General features: G+C 66.7%; 17 protein-coding genes. 15 read left to right on the top strand and 2 right to left on the bottom strand.

What is annotated here, in order from left to right; genetic code table 11:
• The first annotated feature begins 166 nt into the window (after positions 1 to 166).
• From ACVRRC_RS09665 to ACVRRC_RS09620, 10 genes are all read left to right on the top strand, one after another.
• Positions 167 to 1126 (top strand): AAA family ATPase, encoded by a 960-nt coding sequence (locus ACVRRC_RS09665; RefSeq protein WP_013983016.1) that lies wholly within the window; start codon positions 167 to 169, stop codon positions 1124 to 1126.
• Positions 1126 to 2088: a DUF58 domain-containing protein gene (locus ACVRRC_RS09660; protein WP_013983017.1), complete on the top strand. Its 963-nt coding sequence runs from the start codon at positions 1126 to 1128 to the stop codon at positions 2086 to 2088. Before ACVRRC_RS09665 ends, ACVRRC_RS09660 begins: the two co-directional genes overlap by 1 nt.
• Positions 2085 to 2579: a DUF4381 domain-containing protein gene (locus tag ACVRRC_RS09655; RefSeq protein ID WP_017245194.1), complete on the top strand. Its 495-nt coding sequence runs from the start codon at positions 2085 to 2087 to the stop codon at positions 2577 to 2579. Before ACVRRC_RS09660 ends, ACVRRC_RS09655 begins: the two co-directional genes overlap by 4 nt.
• A complete protein-coding gene (locus tag ACVRRC_RS09650; RefSeq protein WP_011913512.1) occupies positions 2572 to 3591 on the top strand; it encodes a vWA domain-containing protein in 1020 nt (339 codons plus the stop codon). Before ACVRRC_RS09655 ends, ACVRRC_RS09650 begins: the two co-directional genes overlap by 8 nt.
• Entirely contained in the window at positions 3588 to 5297 is a 1710-nt protein-coding gene (locus ACVRRC_RS09645; protein WP_472996914.1) for a VWA domain-containing protein, read from the top strand. The genes ACVRRC_RS09650 and ACVRRC_RS09645 overlap by 4 nt, the downstream gene beginning before the upstream one ends.
• A complete protein-coding gene (locus ACVRRC_RS09640) occupies positions 5294 to 6922 on the top strand; it encodes a BatD family protein (protein WP_017245197.1) in 1629 nt (542 codons plus the stop codon). The genes ACVRRC_RS09645 and ACVRRC_RS09640 overlap by 4 nt, the downstream gene beginning before the upstream one ends.
• 136 nt (positions 6923 to 7058) lie before the next feature.
• Positions 7059 to 8276 carry a CmpA/NrtA family ABC transporter substrate-binding protein gene (locus ACVRRC_RS09635; RefSeq protein ID WP_472996913.1) on the top strand — a complete coding sequence of 406 codons (1218 nt, stop codon included), beginning with the start codon at positions 7059 to 7061 and terminating at the stop codon, positions 8274 to 8276.
• A gap of 13 nt (positions 8277 to 8289) precedes the next feature.
• The gene (locus ACVRRC_RS09630) at positions 8290 to 8868 is read left to right on the top strand and encodes an ANTAR domain-containing response regulator (RefSeq protein WP_013983023.1); all 579 of its coding nucleotides are present in this window, start codon (positions 8290 to 8292) and stop codon (positions 8866 to 8868) included.
• Positions 8869 to 9158: 290 nt separating this feature from the next.
• Positions 9159 to 9857 (top strand): hypothetical protein, encoded by a 699-nt coding sequence (locus ACVRRC_RS09625; protein ID WP_265661599.1) that lies wholly within the window; start codon positions 9159 to 9161, stop codon positions 9855 to 9857.
• A 195-nt stretch (positions 9858 to 10052) separates the two neighbouring features.
• Positions 10053 to 10496: a thioesterase family protein gene (locus tag ACVRRC_RS09620; protein ID WP_011913518.1), complete on the top strand. Its 444-nt coding sequence runs from the start codon at positions 10053 to 10055 to the stop codon at positions 10494 to 10496.
• Here the strand turns inward: ACVRRC_RS09620 and ACVRRC_RS09615 are convergent.
• Entirely contained in the window at positions 10493 to 11428 is a 936-nt protein-coding gene (locus ACVRRC_RS09615; RefSeq protein ID WP_125871769.1) for a 1-phosphofructokinase family hexose kinase, read from the bottom strand. The two genes, ACVRRC_RS09620 and ACVRRC_RS09615, sit on opposite strands and share 4 nt — an antisense overlap.
• Positions 11429 to 11777: 349 nt before the next feature.
• On the opposite strand from ACVRRC_RS09615, the gene ACVRRC_RS09610 reads away from it, so the two are divergent.
• Together ACVRRC_RS09610 and ACVRRC_RS09605 are read left to right on the top strand one after the other, a co-directional pair.
• A complete protein-coding gene (locus ACVRRC_RS09610; protein WP_019406073.1) occupies positions 11778 to 12989 on the top strand; it encodes a nitrate/nitrite transporter in 1212 nt (403 codons plus the stop codon).
• A gap of 61 nt (positions 12990 to 13050) precedes the next feature.
• A complete protein-coding gene (locus tag ACVRRC_RS09605) occupies positions 13051 to 14724 on the top strand; it encodes a bifunctional protein-serine/threonine kinase/phosphatase (protein WP_472996912.1) in 1674 nt (557 codons plus the stop codon).
• 1 nt (position 14725) lies between these two features.
• Here the strand turns inward: ACVRRC_RS09605 and ACVRRC_RS09600 are convergent, their stop codons facing one another.
• Positions 14726 to 15034, bottom strand: coding sequence for a class I SAM-dependent methyltransferase (locus ACVRRC_RS09600; RefSeq protein ID WP_472996911.1), 309 nt, complete (start codon positions 15032 to 15034; stop codon positions 14726 to 14728).
• Between the two features lie 489 nt (positions 15035 to 15523).
• On the opposite strand from ACVRRC_RS09600, the gene nirB reads away from it, so the two are divergent.
• From nirB to ACVRRC_RS09585, 3 genes are read left to right on the top strand one after another with little or no spacing between them, the layout of a single operon-like run.
• Complete coding sequence (gene nirB, locus ACVRRC_RS09595) at positions 15524 to 17974, top strand: nitrite reductase large subunit NirB (protein WP_048328913.1); 2451 nt, start codon at positions 15524 to 15526, stop codon at positions 17972 to 17974.
• A 23-nt stretch (positions 17975 to 17997) separates the two neighbouring features.
• Complete coding sequence (gene nirD / locus ACVRRC_RS09590; RefSeq protein ID WP_013983030.1) at positions 17998 to 18327, top strand: nitrite reductase small subunit NirD; 330 nt, start codon at positions 17998 to 18000, stop codon at positions 18325 to 18327.
• Between the two features lie 42 nt (positions 18328 to 18369).
• Complete coding sequence (locus tag ACVRRC_RS09585; RefSeq protein ID WP_472996910.1) at positions 18370 to 21075, top strand: nitrate reductase; 2706 nt, start codon at positions 18370 to 18372, stop codon at positions 21073 to 21075.
• The last annotated feature ends 24 nt before the right edge of the window (positions 21076 to 21099 follow it).

Here is a 21099-nt window from a genome sequence, read left to right as displayed (position 1 = left end):
CTGACGGCACAGGACGAAGGTTCAAGGTTAGTCTAGACGAGGGTTAATGCAGTAAAGTGGCGCATCCCTTGCGGCCCTCTGCGACCGTCTGTAGCAGCCGATGACGGCCACGCTGGCATCGGCGTCAACAGCCGGGGCCGGCCGCCCACCAGGAAGAACCGAAACGATGGACCACCGTGAATCGATAGTCGCGCTGCGGCAGTTCCTGTCCACACAGATCCTGGGCCAGGAACGGCTCATCGAACGCCTGCTGATCGCCCTGCTCGCCGACGGCCACATGCTTGTCGAAGGGGCGCCGGGGCTGGCCAAGACGCGGGCGATCAAGGAGCTCGCCGAAGGACTGGAAGCGGAGTTTCATCGCATCCAGTTCACCCCCGACCTGCTCCCCGCCGACATCACCGGCACCGAGATCTATCGTCCGGAAACCGGCAGCTTCGTTTTCCAGCAAGGGCCGATCTTCCACAACCTGGTGCTGGCCGACGAGATCAACCGTGCGCCGGCCAAGGTGCAATCGGCACTGCTCGAGGCCATGGCAGAGCGCCAGGTCAGCGTGGGCCGCAGCACTTACGATCTGCCGCCGCTGTTCCTGGTGATGGCGACGCAGAACCCCATCGAGCAGGAAGGCACCTACCCGTTGCCCGAGGCGCAGCTGGATCGCTTCCTGCTGCATGTGAAAATCGGCTTTCCCGATGCCTCGGTGGAACGCCGCATCCTGCAACAGGCCCGCGGCGAAGCCATCAATGGCGAGGCGGCGCCGGAGCATCGGGTCAGCCAGCAGGCAATCTTCGCCGCACGCAAGGACATCCTCGGTCTGTACATGGCCGATGCGGTGGAGGAATACCTGGTGCAGTTGGTGATGGCGACCCGCACGCCGGCCAAGTTCGATGCCGAGCTGGCCGAGTGGATCGCCTACGGCGCCAGCCCCCGCGGCTCGATCGCGCTGGACCGCTGCGCCCGCGCCCATGCCTGGCTAGCCGGTCGCGACTTCGTCAGCCCCGAGGACATTCAGGCGATGCTCTTCGATGTGCTGCGCCATCGCCTCATCCTGTCCTTCGAGGCGGAGGCGGCCGGCATCGATCAGGATCGGGTCATCCAGCGCATCCTGGACGTGGTCGCGGTGGCCTGATGCAACCGCAGGCGTCGGGCACCGGGCAGCCGCCCGAACAGGACATCGGTGTCCGGGTGAGCCTGTCCGAACTCATCGACATTCGTCACCGTGTGCGCGAGGTCCCGCTGTTCTCCACGCCACACCGGCGCAGCCCGCTGGTGGGGCTGCATCATTCCAAGCTGCGCGGCCGCGGCGTGGATTTCGATCAGGTGCGCGTCTACCAGGCCGGCGATGACGTGCGCACCATCGACTGGCGGGTGACCGCCCGCACCCAGGAGCCGCACACCAAGCTGTTCCACGAAGAACGCGAACGGCCCATCTACATCGTCGTCGAACAGAGCCCGCGCCTGTTCTTCGGTAGCGGCCGGCAATTCAAATCGGTACTGGCGGCCCAGGCAGCCGGATTGATCGGCTGGGCCGCGCTCAGCCACAACGATCGCGTCGGCGGACTGGTGTTCGGCAGCGAGCAGCAGGAGATCAAGCCGCGCCGCAGCAAGCAGAGCCTGCTGCAGCTGCTCGATCGCATCACCCGCGCCAACCGGCAGCTGCGGCCGGACAGCCCACTCGACCCGGAGGCCTTCAGCCTGGCGCTACGCCGCGTACGCGAAGTGCTGCGGCCCGGTAGCCTGTCGGTGATCCTCTGCGACGAACGCACCCTGAGCGACGCCGCCGAACAGCAGCTCAGTCTGCTGGCGCGCCATGTCGATCTGTTGCTGCTGCCAGTGTTCGACCCCCTCGATCGTGCATTGCCCGCAGCCGGGCTGCTGCGCTTCAGCCAGGGCAACGCACGGCTGGAGCTCGACACCCACGACGCTACCCTGCGCCAACGCTACCGCGAGCTGGGCGAGGCGCGCAGCGCGCGTTGGCAGCGCCTGGCCGATCGCCTGCGGGTGCCGCTGATGCCGCTCGATACCCAGCATGACCTGGTCGAGCAGCTGCGCGAACACCTGAGCGTTCGTCACCCGAGCGCGCGGCCATGAACCCGCTCGACCAGCTCGCTCCCCTGATCGATCCGGAGCCCATCTCCTGGTGGCCGCCGGCACCTGGCTGGTGGCTGCTTGGGCTGGCGTTGCTGCTCGGACTCGCTGCGCTCTGGCGGTTTCGCCATCGACTCGTCAAACGCAAGCCGCGCGTGCCCCCCGAGCCGGTACTGGACCCGCAACGCCAGGAGGCGCTGGCGGAACTGGCCCGCCTGCACAAACCCTATGGCGGCCAGCCCGCCAGCCAGTGGCTGCAGCAGCTGAACGCCCTGCTCAAGCGCCTCTGCCGCATACGCTACCCTGCTGACCATCCGCACACGCTCAGCGGGCGGGCCTGGCTGGCATTTCTCGACAGTCGCTGCCCGGCGGCCGGTCTGACGCGCTGGATGGTCCTCGTCGAAGGCGCCTATCGGGCCGAATGCCGCCTCGACGACAAGGCCATCGACGGCCTCGAGCAATCCGTCGACATCTGGATTCGCAAACATGTTTGAGTTGGCCTGGCCCTGGGTCTTCCTGCTGTTGCCGCTGCCCTGGCTGCTGCGCGCATTGCTGCCGCCAGCCGATAGCGGCGAGGCCGCCCTCAAGGTCAGTTTCCTCGATGAACTGCAGCAGCTGGCCGGCCGTCGTGCGCGGGTCGCGTTGCCCGCCTGGCGCCAGCAACTGCCCTATCTCACGGTCTGGCTGTTGCTGCTGTTCGCCGCAGCGCGCCCACAATGGCTGGGCGAGCCGCTGCCATTGCCCACCAGTGGCCGCGACCTGCTGCTCGCAGTGGATGTCTCCGGCTCGATGGATTACCCGGACATGCAGTGGCAAGGCGAGGAGCTCACCCGACTGGAGCTGGTCAAGGTGCTGCTCGGCGACTTCATCGAGCAGCGCCACGGCGATCGGGTCGGTCTGATCCTCTTCGGCAGCAAGGCCTACCTGCAGGCGCCGCTGACCTTCGACCGACGTACCGTGCGTGTCTGGCTGGACGAGGCGCGGGTCGGCATCGCGGGCAGCAATACCGCCATCGGCGATGCCATCGGCCTTGCCGTCAAGCGCCTGCGCGAGCGCCCGACCAACAGCCGCGTGCTGGTCTTGATTACCGATGGCGCGAACAACGGCGGCGAACTCGATCCACTGCTGGCCGCGACACTTGCCGCAGAAGAGAGCGTGCGCATCCACACCATCGGCATTGGCGCGGTCCCGGAAGAAGGGGGCGTGCTCAGCCGTTTCGGCTTCAACCCGGGGCTGGATCTGGACGAACCGACGCTGCGCGCCATTGCCGAGCAGACCGGCGGCGAATACTTCCGCGCCGCGTCCAGCGCCGAGCTCAAGGCCATCGGCGCAGCGCTGGACCGCCTCGAGCCTGCCGCGCAGCAGCCGACCCAGGCACGCCTGGCCGAAGCGCTTTACATCTGGCCCCTCAGCGCTGCGCTACTGATCAGCCTGCTGATGGTCGCGGCCAGTCTCTGGAGCGCGCAGCTGCAACGCCTGGCATGGCGACGGGAGCAGCGGCGATGAGCGAGCTGCTGCCCCACCTGCTTCGCCCCTGGTGGCTGGCCATCGTGCCGCTGCTGGCCTTGCTGCTCTGGCGCCTCTGGCATCGGCAACTGCAGGTCGGCCGGTGGCAGCGGCTGCTGCCGGAAGCCTTTCACGCGGCCTTGCTGACCCGCGGCCGGCTGCGCCACAGTCGCCTGCCCTGGCTGGTGCTGGGGCTCGCCTGGCTGCTGGCGGTCATCGCGCTGCTCGGCCCGAGTTGGCAGCGCTTCGAGCAGCCCAGCATCAAGCGCAGCGACCCACTGGTGGTCCTGCTGGAAGTCACGCCTTCGATGCTGGCGGCCGACGTCGCCCCCACCCGCCTCGAACAGGCCAAACGCAAGCTGCTGGACCTGCTGGAGCGGCGCCAGGACGTGCAGACCGCCGTAGTGGTGTTCGCCGGCAGCGCACATACCCTGGTGCCGCTGTCCGACGATCTGGCGACCACCCGCAACCTGCTGGCGGCCGTACACCCGGCACTGATGCCCGAGCCCGGCCAACGTGCAGACCTGGCCGTTGCCAGGGGGATCGAACTGTTGCGTCAAGCGGGCCTCGGTCGCGGGCGGCTGCTGCTGATCGGCAGCAGTCTGGACCAGCACGAGCGCAGCGCCATTGCCACGCTGCTGCAAGGGCAAGGCGAGCGGCTGCTGATGCTTGGCGTGGGGACCGAACAGGGTGCCCCGATTGCCGGCGAGAACGGCAGCTTCCTCAAGGATACGAACGGCGCGATCCTGATCCCGCGGCTGGACAACGCCGGGCTGCAGCGCTTCGCAACCGAGCTCGGCGGGCGCTACCTTCAGGCACGCCTCGGCGATGAAGACCTCGCGGCGCTGGGGCTGCTGGACCAAGCCGGCACACTGCAGCGCGACGACGAAGTGACCCGCCTGGAGGCCTGGCTCGACCAGGGCTATTGGCTGCTGCTGCCCTTGCTCCTGCTGGCCGCGCTGGCTGGCCGTCGCGGCTGGCTGTTCTGTCTGCCATTGCTGCTGTTGCAGCCACAACCGGCCAGCGCATTCGAATTCGAAGACCTCTGGCTGCGCCGCGACCAGCAAGGCCAACGCCTGCTGGAGGCGGAACAACCGGCGAAGGCCGCCGAGCGCTTTGCCGACCGGCGCTGGCAGGCGATGGCGCTGTATGAGGCCGGTGACTACGCCGGTGCCGCCGAACGCTTTGCCGAAGGCAATACGGCCGCCGACCACTACAATCGCGGCAACGCCCTGGCACGCGACGAGGCCCTGGAAGCCGCCATCGAAGCCTATGAACAGGCGCTGGAGCTGCAGCCCGACCTGCAAGCGGCGCAGCGCAACAAGGCATTGGTGGAGGAGCTGCTGCGCCGCCGTCAGGAGCAGTCCGAGCCAGAGCCTGAGCAGCAGGTACAGGAACAGACGGAGCCGGATGAGCCGCAGCCACAGTCGCAACCACCGGAGTCCGGCTCGGCCAGCAGTCCGTCGACAGAGGACGCACAGGGAGAGCCGGCCAGCGAAGCCAGTGCCGCCCCGCAGGCATCCACAAGCGAAGCGACGGACGAAACCGGCGAATCGTCCGCTCAGGCACAGCACGAGGGCCTGCCCGATCTGGAACGGCAACAGGCCACCGAACAATGGCTGCGGCAGATTCCGGACGATCCCGGCGAGCTGTTGCGGCGAAAGTTTCTCTACGAACAACGCAAGCGCCAGGGAACCAATCGATGAAGCGCCTGATGGCTTTTCTCCTGCTCTGCATCCTGGCCGGCCAGGCGACCGCCGCCGGCCTGTTCGCCCGTGTGGATCGCACCCAGCTGAGCATCGACGAAACCCTCGAACTCAGCCTGGAAAGCCAGGGCGGCGCCGTCTTCGGCAAACCCGATCTGGAGCCGCTGGAGGAACTGTTCGAGGTCTTCGACACCCGCCAGGTCAACCAGCTGTCCAGCAGCAACGGCGAAGCCCGGGCGATCACCCGCTGGCTGATCACCCTGCGCCCACGCCAGACCGGCTACGTCGTCATTCCGCCGCTGCAGCTGGGCGACTGGCGCAGCGAGCCGATTACCCTGCTGGTCCAGGAGTCGCTCAAAAGCAGCGAAGGCGATCAGCTGGCGCCCATCTTCATCGACTCCAGCGTCGATCAGGAAAGCGTCTACGTGCAGGCCCAGGTAATTCTCACGCTGCGCATCTACCATTCGGTCTCGCTGTACGACGACAGCACGCTTTCTCCGCTGCAGATGCCCGAAGCGCTTGTGGAGCGCCTCGGCGAGCCGCGCACCTACGAGAAGACCATCAACGGCATCCGCCACGGCGTCATAGAGGTGCGCTATGCGCTGTTCCCGCAGAAATCCGGTGAACTGACCATCCCCGCTCAGCTGTTCAGCGCCACCACCGTCACCAACGGCAGCAGCTCGGTGTTCGGCTCGCGCGGCGGCCGGTCCACCCAGGTCCGCTCGCCGAGCATCCCGCTGACGGTCAAGGCCAAACCGGCCGACTATCCAGTCGGCGCGCCCTGGCTGCCAGCGCGCAGCCTGACGCTGGTCGAAGCCTGGAGCCCGGAGCCGCAGCAGGCCCAGGCCGGCGAATCGCTCACCCGCAGCCTGCTGCTCAAGGCCGAGGGGCTGACCAGCACGCAGCTGCCGGCGATCGGCTCCACACCGAGCGCCGAACTGCGCCGTTACCCGGACCAGCCCAGCCTGGCCAACGAGGTCAGCTCAGCCGGCCTGGTCGGCAGTCGCGAACAGCGCGAAGCCTTGATCCCCACCCGCAGCGGGCCATTGCAGCTGCCTGCTCTCGAAGTCGTCTGGTGGAACACGGTCGAAGATCGCCTGGAGCGCACCACGCTTGAGGCGCGTACGCTGGATGTCGCGGACAATCCGAATCTCGCCCCGCCAGCGGCCGAACCACCGGTGCTGTCAGCAGTACCCGCCGAACAGGCCGTGCTCTGGCCGTGGCAGCTGAGCACAGCGCTGCTGGCACTCAGCACGCTGATCGGCTTCGGTCTGTGGCTGCATGCACGGCGCCAGCCTGCGGTGCAGCGCGCGCTGCAACCCGGCCCTACTCCGCGCAGCCTGCTCGACGATCTGCGCCGCGCCTGCCAGGCCAACGATACACAGGCCACCCGCCAGGCACTGGACGCCTGGGCGCGGCAGCAACCGGAAACACTGGCGGACATGGCCGCGCGTTTCGTGCCGCTTTCCGACGCCCTGGACGGCCTGAATGGCGCGCTGTATAGCGAAGCCGGCCAACGCTGGCAGGGCGATGCGCTGTGGCAGGCGATCCAGGCGCTGCCACCGGCCAGCAGCCCGGATCTCGACCAGGAACAGGGTGCATTGCCGCCGCTCTATCCACGCTGATGGCCGTCTTTGGGCGGCACTGGCGAACCCCAGTGACCGCTCGCGGCATGCACCATTTTCTCGCTGGCATATGGCTTGCTTCAGGGTTGACATAACCAATCTTGCGCACCGCGCCACCGGAAAAAGGCCATCAAGCATGACCGACCCTCTCTCGCCGCCCCGACACGATGCACTGACCTGGGTCGCCGGCAGCGATGCACCGGAAAAGAGCTCGATCAACCTCGGCTTTCTGCCGCTCACCGATGCCGCCTCGCTGATCGTCGCCGCCACCCAGGGTTTCGCCCAGCCGTTCGGACTGACGCTCAACCTGCAGCGGCAGAACTCCTGGTCGGCCCTGCGCGACAAGCTGATCGGCGGCGAGCTGGACGCAGCCCACGGGCTGTACGGCCTGATCTATGCGGTGCATCTGGGCATCGGCGGCAGCCCGGCAGTGGACATGGCCGTGCTCATGGGCCTGGCGCAGAACGGCCAGAGCATCAACCTGTCCGCCCCGTTGAAGGCCGCAGGCGTGACCGATGCCGAGGCACTGCGCGCCAGCGTGCGCCATAGCGGTGCACGCCTGACCCTGGCACATACCTTCCCCACCGGCACCCACTCGCTCTGGCTCTATTACTGGCTGGCCGCCCATGGCATCGATCCGCTGCGGGACGTGAAGACGCTCGTGCTGCCGCCTTCGCAGATGGTGGCGCACCTGCGCGCCGGTCGCATCGATGGCTTCTGCGCCGGCGAACCCTGGGGAGCACAGGCCATTACCGAAGGCGTCGGCTTCACCCTGGCGACCAGCCAGTCGATCTGGCCTGACCACCCGGAAAAGGTGCTCGGCTGCACCCGCGCGTTCGTCGAGGAATACCCCAACACCGCCCGAGCACTGGTCATGGCCGTGCTGGAGGCGAGCCGCTTCATCGACCAGAGCCAGGAGAATCGCCGCAGCACCGCACAGCTGATCGCCGGGCGCGACTACGTCGATGCACCGCTGGCGGCCATCGAGTCACGCTTTCTCGGCCTCTACCAGGATGGCCTCGGCAATGCCTGGCAGGACGAGCATCCGCTGCGCTTCTTCGGTGAGGGAGCGGCGAACCTGCCCTATCTTTCCGACGGCCTCTGGTTCATGACCCAGCTGCGCCGCTGGGGCCTGCTGCGCGAAGACCCGGACTACCTGCAGGTGGCCAACCAGGTGCAGCAAATCGAACTGTATCGCCAGGCCGCCGGCGCGCTGGGCATCGCCCTGCCTGACACAGCCATGCGCAGCGCCACGCTGATGGATGGCAAACACTGGGACGGCAGCGATCCGGCCACCTATGCCCGCAGTTTCGCGCTGCATGCCATGGCAAGCCCTGCCATGGCTGCGCTTTGAGAAGGACTCCGGCATGCTGCGTATCCTCCTGATCGACGACACCCCGCGGAAGATCGGCCGCCTGAAGAGTGCGCTGATCGAAGCCGGCTTCGAGGTCATCGACGAATCCGGCCTGACCATCGACCTGCCCGAGCGGGTCGAGGCGATCCGTCCCGACGTGGTGCTGATCGACACCGACTCACCCGGCCGCGATGTGCTCGAGCAGGTGGTGCTGGTCAGCCGCGATCAGCCACGCCCCATCGTCATGTTCACCGATGACAGCGACCCGGACGCCATGCGTCAGGCCATTCGCGCCGGGGTCAGTGCCTATATCGTCGAAGGCATCCAGGCCCAGCGCCTCAAGCCGATCCTCGACGTGGCAATGGCCCGCTTCGAAAGTGACCAGGCAATACGTGCGCAACTGCAGGCCCGGGAGCAGCAGCTGGCCGAACGCAAGCGCATCGAGCTGGCCAAGGGCATGCTGATGAAGATGCGAAACTGCAAGGAAGAAGAGGCCTACACCCTGATGCGCCGCCAGGCGATGAGCCGGCAGCAGAAGCTGATCCAGGTCGCCGAGCAGATCATCGCGATGAACGAGTTGCTCGGCGAATGACCGCGCCCGGTCACGGTGCGCCAGGCAGGCCACTGCACCAGCGGCGGGCAGGCGCTACAGCGAATTGTCGTGCGCCACCGCTGCCGAGAAACGCCGCTGCGCCCCGACCTAGTGGCATCGCCCTGGCCGGCGAGCGTCAAGCGCGGAACTGGCAAGCCGCTTGCTTGGCTGGATAGGTCGAACCAACGAAGGTGTCGGCACAGACAAAGGCGTCCTCGACTGCATGTGCGCATGCGGGTCGGACGCCTTTTTTGTTGCGCGCTTCGCGCCCAAGGCTGGGGAGTTTCAAGATGACCATAACCGCGACCGTGGCGATCGCCTGCGCCCTGCTGCTGCTCGGCCGTTACCTGAACCGCATGGCCACTGCCAGCCACGCCCAGCGCGTGCGCGATCTGCGCGTACGGGCACTGCTGGAAGACCTGGAAATTCTGCGCCTGCTGCAACAACACCGCGGCCTCGGCGCGCAGCACGAGGCCGCCGCCGTTGCACTGCGCGATGCCGTGGCCGCCAGTCTGACCCAGCGGCTGCAACAGCGCAGCGCTATGCCCGATCCACACGCGGTCGCCGCTGACTGGGCGCAACTGCGCGACACGCCGGCCGATTTCGATGGCCATAGCCGCCTGATCGATAGCCTGATCGCCGCCATCGACGAGCGCGAGCCGCTGGGTCAGGCCTGCCGTACGCTGGAGGATGTGGCGCGCCTGCGAGGGTTGTGCGTGCTTGCCTCGAACCAGGGCGGTTGCACACCGGGCCTGCAAGCCCGCCTCATGTCTCTGTGCCGACGCCTCGGCAGTGACCCGGACGTGGAGCTGAAACGCCTGATCGGCAAACTGGAGCGCGGCGTGATCCACGCCCAACAGCCGAGGCTCAGCCCGCCGCAGTGCTTCGCACTGATCACGCCGTTGATCGACGCGCGCCTGCGCTCGATCCAGCAACGTCTGCAGCATGACAGCCTGAAGGGGCTGCCAGCCGCGCATAAGCCGGGATGATGGAATCATGACCACACTCGTGGCGGTGGCCGTGGAACCGGCCCAGGCCATGAGCGGTGGTCTTCTGTAAAACGGCCTTGTCCATGAAGTACCGCCTTTAGCTGGTCCATTCGCAGTCAATACCGTTCCCGCGCCTGCCCCGGGCAAGTGACGCAGCGCTAGAATGCCCGCCTTCATTCGACGACCGAGCACCTCATGGCGCGCCTCAACCTTCAGTTTCCGGAAGACCAGTACTGCTTTTCCACCCAACTCACGGTGCGGATCACCGATATCAACGCAGCCAACCATCTGGCCAACGACTCGATGATTTCGATGATCTCCGAAGCGCGGGCGCGCTTTCTGTTCGCCTACGGGGTGCCGGAGACGCGCCAGGACGGCAGCGGCATCATCGTCACCGACCTTGCCACCACCTACAAGGCCGAAGCCCACGCCCGCGATGCGCTGCTGTTCGAGGTCGGCGTGATGGATTTCAACAAGTACGGCGGTGACATCATCTTCCGCATCACCCGGCCGGCCGACGGCGTGCTGATCGCCATGGCCAAGTCCGGCTTCGTGTTCTACGACTATGGGCAGGCACGGGTGGTAGCGATGCCCGAGGCATTCGCCGCCAAGTTTCCACGGGTCAACCGGATCGACTAGGCGCGCTCCAGCGCCTCGAGCAAGCGCTGCACATCCTCGCGATGGCACAGCTCGGTGCCAGGCCGCATCACCGTCGCGGCACCGGCCGCGATGCCCTGGCGCACCGCCGCGTCTACCGAACGCCCATCCGCCAGTGCCTGCACGATGGCACCCAACATGCTGTCGCCCGCCCCCACTGCGCTGACCACAGGCACCTGCGGCGAGCGCAGACGCTCCAGCCGTTCGCCATAGGCATACAGCGCACCCTCGGCCCCCAGAGACAGTACGACGATCTCGGCGCAGCCCCGGGCGATCAGGCTGCGCAGGGCCTCTTGCTGCTCGGCCTCGCTGGTCACGGCGCCGCCCATCAGGGTGGAAAGCTCCTCGAGACTGGGCTTCATCAGGTACACACCGCCATGCCGGGCCGCATGGCATAGCGGCTCACCGGAGAGGTCGACCACCAGCCGGGCACCGAGCCGCAGGGTCAGGGCGCGCAGGTCATCGAAGAAGGCCAGGTCCGTGCCGGGCGGAAAGCTGCCGCTCAGCACGACATATTCTGGCGCCGGACGCAGCGCCGCCAGCGTCTGCAGGCAGCGCTCCAGCTCCTGCGCCGACAGCACCGGACCAGGTAGCACGAAGCGGTACTGCAGGCCCGATTGCAGCTCATCGACGGTGAAACTCTCCCGCGTATCGCCGGCGATGGGCACGGGGCGATGCACCAGTCCGAGTTCGTCGAGCGACCGCCGCAGCAGATCGCCGAACGGCCCCCCGGCCGGGTAGACGGCGACCGCCTTGCCACCGAGGGTCTTCACCACCCGCGCCACGTTGATGCCGCCACCGCCAGGGTCATGGCGAGGCGCAGAACAGCGCAGCTTCTGGGTATCGGTGACCCGGGCGGTGCTGACCGAAAGGTCCATCGCCGGGTTGAGGGTCAGGGTCGCAATCAGGGGCATCGCTCGCTCCTTGGCAAGTGCTGCCCAAGCCTACCAGCAACCGCGGCGACTGCACCGCCCTGCCCCGATTTGGCCCACCGCTGCGCACTCGTTGTGCAGCTGCCGCACCGCCACGTGCAACCGGACCGCCGGGAGCCACGCGCGACGGGCCTTCGCGATGGCTGGCACGCTAGATGCTTTGTTCTGGCACGCAGGCCAACGGCGGTCTGCCCATACGACAAAGGCGTCGCAACATTCCTGCTCCGGCAGGCGTGCTGCGGCGCCTTTTTGTTTTCCGCCTCGCCGATGGGGCGGATCGAGCAGCCCTGGCGGCCAACGCCGCGCCACGTAACGCCCTGGAGTCGATCCAATGAGCACAAGTTTCTGGAAAGCCGGCCACGCGCCTACCCTATTTGCCTCCTTTCTCTATTTCGACCTGAGCTTCATGGTCTGGTACGTGCTCGGCCCGCTCGGCGTGCAGATCGCCGCCGACCTGGGCCTGACCACCCAGCAACGCGCGTTCATGGTGGCGACGCCGATCCTCGCCGGCGCCGTGCTACGACTGGCGCTTGGCATCCTCGCCGACCGCACCTCACCGAAGACCGCCGGGCTGTTCGGCCAGAGCGTGGTCATCGTTGCCCTGCTGGTGGCCTGGTTGCACGGCATCAACAGCTATGAGCAGGCGCTGCTGCTAGGCCTGTTCCTCGGCATGGCTGGCGCCTCCTTCGCCGTGGCGCTACCGCTGGCCTCGCAGTGGTATCCGGCGGAACATCAGGGCAAGGCCATGGGCATCGCCGGCGCGGGCAACTCCGGCACCGTGCTGGCGGCCCTGTTCGCCCCGGTGCTGGCGGCGATCTTCGGCTGGAACAATGTGTTCGGCCTGGCCCTGATCCCGCTGGTACTCACCCTCATCATCTTCGCCAGCGTGGCGAAGAACGCGCCCAACCGCCCGGCGCCCAAGTCGTTGGCCGACTACATGAAGGCATTGGGCGACCGCGACAGCTGGTGGTTCATGTTCTTCTACAGCGTGACATTTGGCGGCTTCCTCGGCCTGGCCAGCACCCTGCCCGGCTATTTCCACGACCAGTACGCCTTCGACCCGGTCAAGGCCGGCTATTACACCGCCGCCTGCGTGTTCGCTGGCAGCCTGCTGCGCCCACTCGGCGGTGCCCTGGCCGACCGCATCGGCGGCATTCGCGCGCTGCTGGTGATGTACACGGTCGCGGCCATCTGTATCGCCGCGGTTGGCTTCAACCTGCCCAGTTCCACGGCCGCCCTGGCGCTGTTCGTGGTCGCCATGCTCAGCCTCGGTGCCGGAAACGGTGCGGTGTTCCAGCTGGTGCCGCAGCGTTTCAACAAGGAAATCGGCGTGATGACCGGGTTGGTCGGCATGGCTGGCGGTATCGGTGGCTTCCTGCTCACCGCCGGGCTGGGCGCGGTCAAGCAGTCCACCGGCGATTACCAGCTCGGCCTCTGGCTTTTCGCCAGCCTCGGTGTGCTCGCCTGGTTCGGCCTGCATGGTGTCAAGCGTCGCTGGCGCACCACCTGGGGTTCGGCCGCCGTCACCGCCGCGCGGGTCTGATGCCGATGCCGCAGGGCGCGATTATTGCTGCACCGCCGTACCGAGCCTTTCGAGAACGATCATGCCCCTGCGATTGAGTTACGGCGAGGCCAGCGCCGCCGGCCCGCGGCCGGAAAACCAGGATGCGCTGCGCGTCGTCACGCCGGCCCCGGCGCTGGCCACCGGCAAGGGCTATCTGTTCGCGCTGGCCGATGGCGTCAGCCAGTGCGCCGATGGCGGCCTCGCCGCGCGTGCGACGCTCCAGACGCTGGCCTTCGACTACTACGCGACGCCGGAAACCTGGGCCGTCGCACAGTCGCTGGACCGAGTGCTGGTGGCGCACAACCGCTGGCTGCAGGCCAACGGTGGCAACCAGCCGCTGCTGACCACACTCACAGCGCTGGTACTGCGCGGCCGACGCTTCACCCTGGCGCATGTCGGCGACTGCCGCGCCTATCGCTGGAACGGCGCCGAACTGGAGCGACTCAGCGAAGACCACGTCTGGGAACAGTCGGGCATGCAGCATGTCCTCAAGCGTGCCCTGGGGCTGGATCAACACCTGGTGATGGACTACCTCGACGGCGAGCTGCAGGAAGGCGAAAGCTACCTGCTGCTGAGCGACGGGGTCTGGTCGTGCGTCCCCGAGCGCGACATCGCGCATATCCTGCACGATCAACCCGACCTCGGTGCCGCCGCCCGGGCGCTGGTCAATCTGGCGCACCAGAGCGGCAGCCAGGACAACGCCAGCGCCCTGCTGCTACGAGTGGATGCGCTGCCCGAGGCGGTGCTGGCGGACGCCCTCGCCCAGCTCGATCATTGGCCGTTGCCGCCGAAGCTGCGCGCCGGGCAGACCTTCGAGGGCTGGCGGGTAACCGCGCTGCTGCATGAGTCGCGGCAGTCGCTGATCTACCGCGTACTGGATGGTCAGGGCCAACCGTGGCTGTTGAAGACGCTGCCGCCCAGCCGGCAGGACGAGTTGGACGCCGGCCCCGCCCTGCTGCAGGAAGAGTGGTTCATGCGCCGCGTCGCCGGGCGGTACTTCGCCGAGCTGCATCCCCTGCCACAGCGCCAGCATCTCTATTACGTGCAGCGCGAGTACCCCGGCTGCACCCTGGCGCGACGCTTCGCAGAAGACGGTCCGCTGCCACTTGCCGATCTATTGCAGATCGCCCCCCGGCTGATCCGCGCGGTCGGGATGCTGCATCGGCGCAACATCCTGCACCGCGACATCAAGCCGGAAAACCTGCTGCTGGGCGAAGACGGGGAACTGCGTCTGCTGGATTTCGGCCTGGCGTTCTGTCCCGGATTATCCCGCGACCTGCCCAACCACCTGCCGGGCACGCCCAGCTTCATAGCCCCGGAGGCTTTCGCCGGTGCCGAGCCAAGCCCCGCGCAAGACCTCTATGCGACTGGCGTGACGCTCTATTACCTGCTGACCGGGCACTACCCCTACGGCGAGATCGAGGCGTTTCAGCGTCCACGATTCGGCCAGCCGACGGCAGCCAGCCGCTATCGCCCCGACCTGCCGAGCTGGCTGGAGGAAAGCCTGAGCCGCGCGGTGGCGGTCGATCCACGCCAGCGCTTCGAAACCGCCGAGCAGTGGTTGCTGGAACTGGAACAGGGCGAACAGCGCAGCGCCAGTCTGCAACCCCGCCCGCTGCTCGAACGCGAGCCGCTGAAGGTCTGGCGCGGCATGGCGCTGCTGTCGCTGCTGCTCAACCTGTTGCTGGTCGTACTGCTGATGAAGAGCGCCTGATTTAGCGCCGGGTGATCAGGCCCTGCCGCGCGACGCGGGTCAGCTCACGCACGCATTCTTCCAGGCGCTCTGCTGTCGGCGCCTGGATCACGGCCAGGTCGAAGCTGTCGGTGGCAAAACGCGCCAGCGACTCGTCGGCCGAGGCGAACTGGATAAGCAGGGCGCGGGATTTGCGATGGCGTCGCGGCCAGCCTTCCAGGTAGCGCAACAAGGAGGGCTGGTGAGAACCGCCCAGGAGGATCTCGGGATTGCTGGGAGTGAGGCCGCTGGTGATAGGGGCCAGGCGCAGCTGAGCGTGCTTTGCATTCATTGATTCGACTTCCGCCTCGAGGATTCCGCTGGGCAGCGGTGGGAGGCGACACCGGAACCAGCGCTTTAGCGGTATTTCGAAGCCATCGGCTCCAGGCGCCCCGCAAGTAGCTGACTAAATCGGCGCATGGGCAAGACTTTAGAAAAGCCGGCCACCCCCTGTCAACGCTCCGTCCCCGGAACGAGCCAGGGCTACCCGCACCATGACAGCGCAAGCTGCCGCATATCGGTGCAGCATTCACCCGCTCAGGGCAGCCATAAGTTCGCGCAAAGCGTTGAAAGGCGGCGTATTTCAGAATTGGCACAGGCTCTGCAAAGCAAACGTCGAAGATGACATACGACCTGACCCTCAACGTGGAGCGGCAGGTTTCCCGACTGAGCGGGACACGGACAAAGGCGTCCTCACCGGAGAACCGGTGGGACGCCTTTTTTGTTGCTGAAAAGAATTCGAGCAGGCCAGACGGCGAACCGGATGGCACGGAGAACGGGCATGAAGAAACTCAAACTGGTGATGATCGGCAACGGCATGGCCGGCGTGCGAACCCTCGAAGAGCTGCTCAAGCTGACCAACGAGCTCTACGACATCACGGTGTTCGGCGCCGAGCCGCATCCCAACTACAACCGCATCCTGCTCTCCCCCGTGCTGGCCGGCGAGCAGCAGTTCGAAGAGATCGTGCTCAACGACCTGGACTGGTATGCCGAGAACGGCATTCGCCTGATGCTCAAGCGCAAGGTGGTGAAGATCGATCGCGCCCGTCGCCGGGTCATCGCCGACGACGGCAGCGAGGCCGAATATGACCGCCTCCTTATCGCCACCGGCTCCAATCCGTTCATCCTGCCCATTCCCGGTAACGACCTTCAGGGAGTGATCGGTTACCGCGACATCGCCGATACCCAGGTGATGATGGAAACCGCCAAGACCCACAAGCACGCGGTGGTCATCGGCGGCGGCCTGCTCGGCCTGGAGGCGGCCAATGGCCTCAAGCTGCGCGGGATGGATGTGACCGTGGTGCACATCGGTGACTGGCTGATGGAGCGCCAGCTGGACAAGACCGCTGGCACCCTGCTGCAGAGCGCCCTGGAGAGCCGCGGCCTGAAGTTCCTGCTGCCAAAGCAGACAGCCGAGCTGATCGGCAACGACGAAGGCCGCGTCAAGGCCGTACGCTTCGCCGATGGCGAGGTGATTCCCGCTGACCTGGTGGTGATGGCCGCCGGCATCCGCCCCAACAGCGAGCTTGCCGAGCAGGCCGGCCTGCCGTGCAACCGCGGCATACTGGTCAACGACACCCTGCAGACCTACGATCCGCGCATCTACGCCGTCGGCGAATGTGCCAATCACCGCGGCACCGCCTATGGCCTGGTCGCCCCGCTGTTCGAACAGGCCAAGGTCTGCGCCAACCACCTGGCCATGCTCGGCTTTTCCCGCTATCTCGGCTCGGTGACTTCGACCAAGCTCAAGGTTACCGGCATCGACCTGTTCTCGGCCGGCGATTTCATCGGCGGCGAAGGCACAGAGACCATCACCCTCTCCGACCCCATCGGCGGCGTATACAAGAAACTGGTGATCAAGGATGACGTGCTGGTCGGTGCCTGCCTCTACGGCGACACCGCCGACGGCGGCTGGTACTTCCGCCAGGTGCGCGAGGGCCAGAACGTCGCGCAGATCCGCGACCATCTGATGTTTGGCGAGGGCGCCATCGGCGATGCCGGCCATCAGGGCCAGAGCAAGGCCATGTCCATGCCGGACGACATGGAAGTCTGCGGCTGCAACGGGGTGTGCAAGGGCACCATCGTCAAGGCGATCCAGGAGCACGGGCTGTTCTCGGTGGACGAGGTGAAAAAGCACACCAAGGCCGCCAGTTCCTGTGGTTCCTGCACCGGGCTGGTCGAACAGATTCTGATCAACACCGTGGGCGGCGCGGCCGACGTCAAGCCGAAGAGCGAGAAGGCCATCTGCGGCTGCAGCGACCTCAACCATGGCCAGGTGCGCAAGGCCATTCGCGAGCACCACCTGATCAGCATCCCGGCGGCCATGGCCTTCATGGAATGGCGCACGCCGAACGGCTGCGCCACCTGCCGTCCGGCGCTGAACTACTACCTGATCTCCACCTGGCCGGGCGAGGCCAAGGACGATCCGCAGTCACGTTTCATCAACGAGCGCGCCCACGCCAACATCCAGAAGGATGGCACCTACTCCGTGGTGCCGCGGATGTGGGGTGGCGTCACCAATGCCGCCGAGCTGCGACGCATCGCCGATGTGGCGGACAAGTACCAGGTGCCGATGGTCAAGGTCACCGGCGGCCAGCGCATCGACCTGCTGGGTATCCGCAAGGAAGACCTGCCGGGCGTCTGGAAAGACCTGGACATGCCTTCCGGCCACGCCTACGGCAAATCCATCCGCACCGTGAAGACCTGCGTCGGCAGCGAGTTCTGCCGCTTCGGCACGCAGAACTCGACGCAGATGGGCATCGACCTGGAACACGCGCTGTTCAACATGTGGTCGCCGCACAAGGTCAAGCTGGCCGTCTCCGGCTGCCCGCGCAATTGCGCCGAATCCGGCATCAAGGACGTGGGCATCATCGGTGTGGACTCCGGCTGGGAGCTGTACATCGGCGGCAACGGCGGCATCAAGACCGAGGCCGGCGAGTTCTTCGTCAAGGTGAAGAGCGCCGAGGAGGTCATGGAATACAGCCTGGCGTTCCTCCAGCTCTACCGCGAGGAAGCCTTCTACCTCGAACGCACCGTGCACTACCTGCAGCGCGTCGGCATGGATCACATCAAACAGGCCGTGCTGAACGATGCCGAGCGGCGCAAGGCGCTGCACCAGCGGCTGCTGTTCTCGCTTTCCTTCGAGCAGGACCCGTGGCAGGAGCAGCTTTCCAAGCCGCAGCTGAAGAAGGAATTCGACCGCATCGCCGTCAAGCAGCTGGAAAACGCCTGAGCACCGACCTGGAGGGACACCGCATGAACTGGCTCGATATCTGCGCACTGGATGAGATCAACCCGCTCGGCTCGCGCATCGTCGCCGGCCCCAAGGGTGACATTGCGATATTCCGCACCGCGGACGATCAGGTCTTCGCCCTCGACGATCGCTGCCCGCACAAGGGCGGGCCGCTGTCGCAGGGGATCGTCTACGGCAAGCAGGTCGCCTGCCCGCTGCACAACTGGCAGATCGATCTGGCCAGCGGCGAGGCCCTGGCCCCGGACGTCGGCTGCGCCCATCGTCACGCGGCGCGCGTCGAGAACGGGCGTGTACAGCTTTCGCTGAACCCACGCAAGGAATGCGCGGCCTGAACACGCGCAATTGACCAGCACCTTTTTCCAGGAGACGACGCCATGCGTATGACAACCGCCTCGACCTGCTGCTACTGCGGAGTCGGCTGTGGCGTGCTGATCGAGCACGACGGCGAGCGCATCCTCGATGTGGCCGGCGACCCCAGCCATCCGGCCAACCTCGGCAAGCTGTGCAGCAAGGGCTCGACCCTGCACCTGACCGGCGACCTGGGGGCCCGCGCGCTCTACCCTGAGCTGCGTCTGGGCAAGGGCCTGGCCCGCGGTCGCACCGACTGGGACAGCGCGCTGGAGCATGCGGCCAGCGTATTCGCCGAGACCATCCGCGAACACGGGCCGGACAGCGTCGCCTTCTATGTCTCCGGCCAGCTGCTGACCGAGGACTACTACGCCTTCAACAAACTGGCCCGCGCCCTGGTCGGTACCAACAACCTGGATTCCAACTCGCGGCTGTGCATGTCCTCGGCGGTGGTCGGCTACAAGCGCAGCCTGGGCGCCGACGCCCCGCCCTGCTCCTACGAAGATATCGAGCAGGCCGACTGCCTGCTGATCGCCGGCAGCAACATGGCCTACGCGCATCCGGTGCTGTTCCGCCGGCTGGAGGAAGCCAAGGCGAAGCGGCCGGAGATGACCATCATCGTCGTCGACCCGCGGCGCACCGACACCAGCGAACTGGCCGATCTGCACCTGCCGATCCTGCCCGGCACCGATGTCGCGCTGTTCCACGGCCTGCTGCATATCCTCATGTGGGAAGGCTGGATCGACCGCCGCTTCATCGATGCGCATACCGAGGGCTTCGATGCGCTGAAAAGCCTGGTGCGCGACTACACCCCGGCGATGGTCGCCGACCTCTGCGGCATCTCGGTAGATGATCTGCAAACCTGCGCACGGCTGATCGGAAGCGCGCCAGCCTTTCTCTCCCTGTGGTGCATGGGTCTGAATCAGTCTACCGCCGGCAGCGCGAAGAACAGCGCGCTGATCAACCTGCACCTGGCCACCGGACAGATCGGCAAGCCGGGCGCCGGGCCCTTCTCGCTCACCGGTCAACCGAATGCCATGGGCGGCCGCGAAACCGGCAGCCTGTCCAACCTCTTGCCCGGCCACCGCGACGCGGCCAATGCCGAACACCGTGCAGAAGTGGCGGCCTACTGGGGTGTCGAGCCGCTGCCCGAACAGCCTGGATTGCCCGCCATTGGGCTGTTCGAGGCGGTGCGTGCAGGCAAGATCAAGGCGCTGTGGATCGCCTGTACCAACCCGGCGCAGTCGCTGCCGGACCAGCAGAAAGTGCATGAGGCCCTGGCCACCTGCCCCTTCGTCGTGGTGCAGGAAGCCTTCTTCACCACCGAAACCTGCCGCCACGCCGACCTTCTGCTGCCGGCCGCGAGCTGGGGCGAGAAAGAAGGCACGGTGACCAACTCCGAGCGCCGCATCAGCCATGTACGTCGCGCCGTGCCGGCGCCCGGCGAAGCCCGCGCGGACTGGGCGATCACTTGCGATTTTGCCCGACGGCTGGAACGTCACCTGCGTCCCGGCGCGCCGAGCCTGTTCGCGTTCGAGAGTGCCGAAGCGCTGTTCGAGGAGTACAAGCCGCTCACCGCCGCCCGCGATCTGGACTACAGCGGCCTGAGCTACGCACTGATCGACACCCTCGGTCCGCAGCAATGGCCGTTTCCGCCAGGCAGCGAACTGGGCACCGCGCGGCTGTATGGCGACGGTGTGTTCCCCACTGCCAATGGCCGCGCGCGCTTCGTTGCCGAGCACTACCAGGCGCCGAAGGAAAAGCGCGAGGCACGCTATCCGCTGACGCTCAACACCGGTCGGCTGCGCGACCAGTGGCACGGCATGAGCCGCACCGGCACCGCGGCGCGGCTGTTCGGCCATGTCGAAGAGGCGCTGCTTGGCATGAACGCCGAGGACATGCGTCGCCGGCGTCTGCTGGACGGCCAGCTGGTAGAGGTGAAGAGCCGGCGCGGCAGCCTGATCCTGCCGGTGCAGAAGGACGACAGCTTGCGCGCCGGCCAGGCGTTCCTGCCGATGCACTGGGGCGATCGCTTCCTCAAGGGGCTGGGCAGCAACGTCCTGACCCTGGCCAGCGTCGACTCCCTGTCGAAGCAACCGGAACTCAAGCATGCCGGCATCGAAGTGGAACGAGTCGAACTGCCGTGGCAGTTCTTTGCGCTGGTCGAGGGCGACGTGCAGCGACGTTTCGAGGCGCTGCGGCCATTGTTCGAAACGTTCGACTACGCCAGCTTCAGCCTCGGCGGGCGCGAGCGTTCGGCACTGCTGATCCGCGCCGCCCGGAAAGCGGCGCCAACGGCAGTCGAGCTGGTTGCCGTCGACCACCTGCTCGGCCTCGATGAAGGTCCGGTGCTGGCCTATGACGATCCCCGCCGTGCTGTCGGCAAGCGCGTACGCATCGAGGACGGCCGTATCGTCGCCCTGCGCCTGGCCGGCGAAACCGCCGCCCGGCAGTGGCTGCGCGGGCTCTGGGAAAGCGGCAGTGCGGACGCCGAACTGCGCCGCTGGCTGCTGGCGCCGCTCAGTGCGCCACCGGGCAATGCCAAGGTCGGAACCGACCGCACGCTGTGCAACTGCCTGAACGTCAGCCAGAGCGCGATCTGCGCTGGCATCGAGCGCGGTCTCGATCTGGCCGGCCTCAAGCAGGAACTCGGCTGTGGCACCAGCTGCGGCTCCTGCGTGCCCGAACTCAAGCGCCTGCTGGCCCACCAGCCGGAACGCGCACTTCTCTGATACCAACCAAGACGAGGATTACCC

It is taken from the genome of Stutzerimonas sp. LR2, assembly GCF_055755175.1.
The sequence above is the reverse complement of the archived record's forward strand: the minus strand, read 5'-3'. Positions and strand labels throughout refer to the sequence as shown.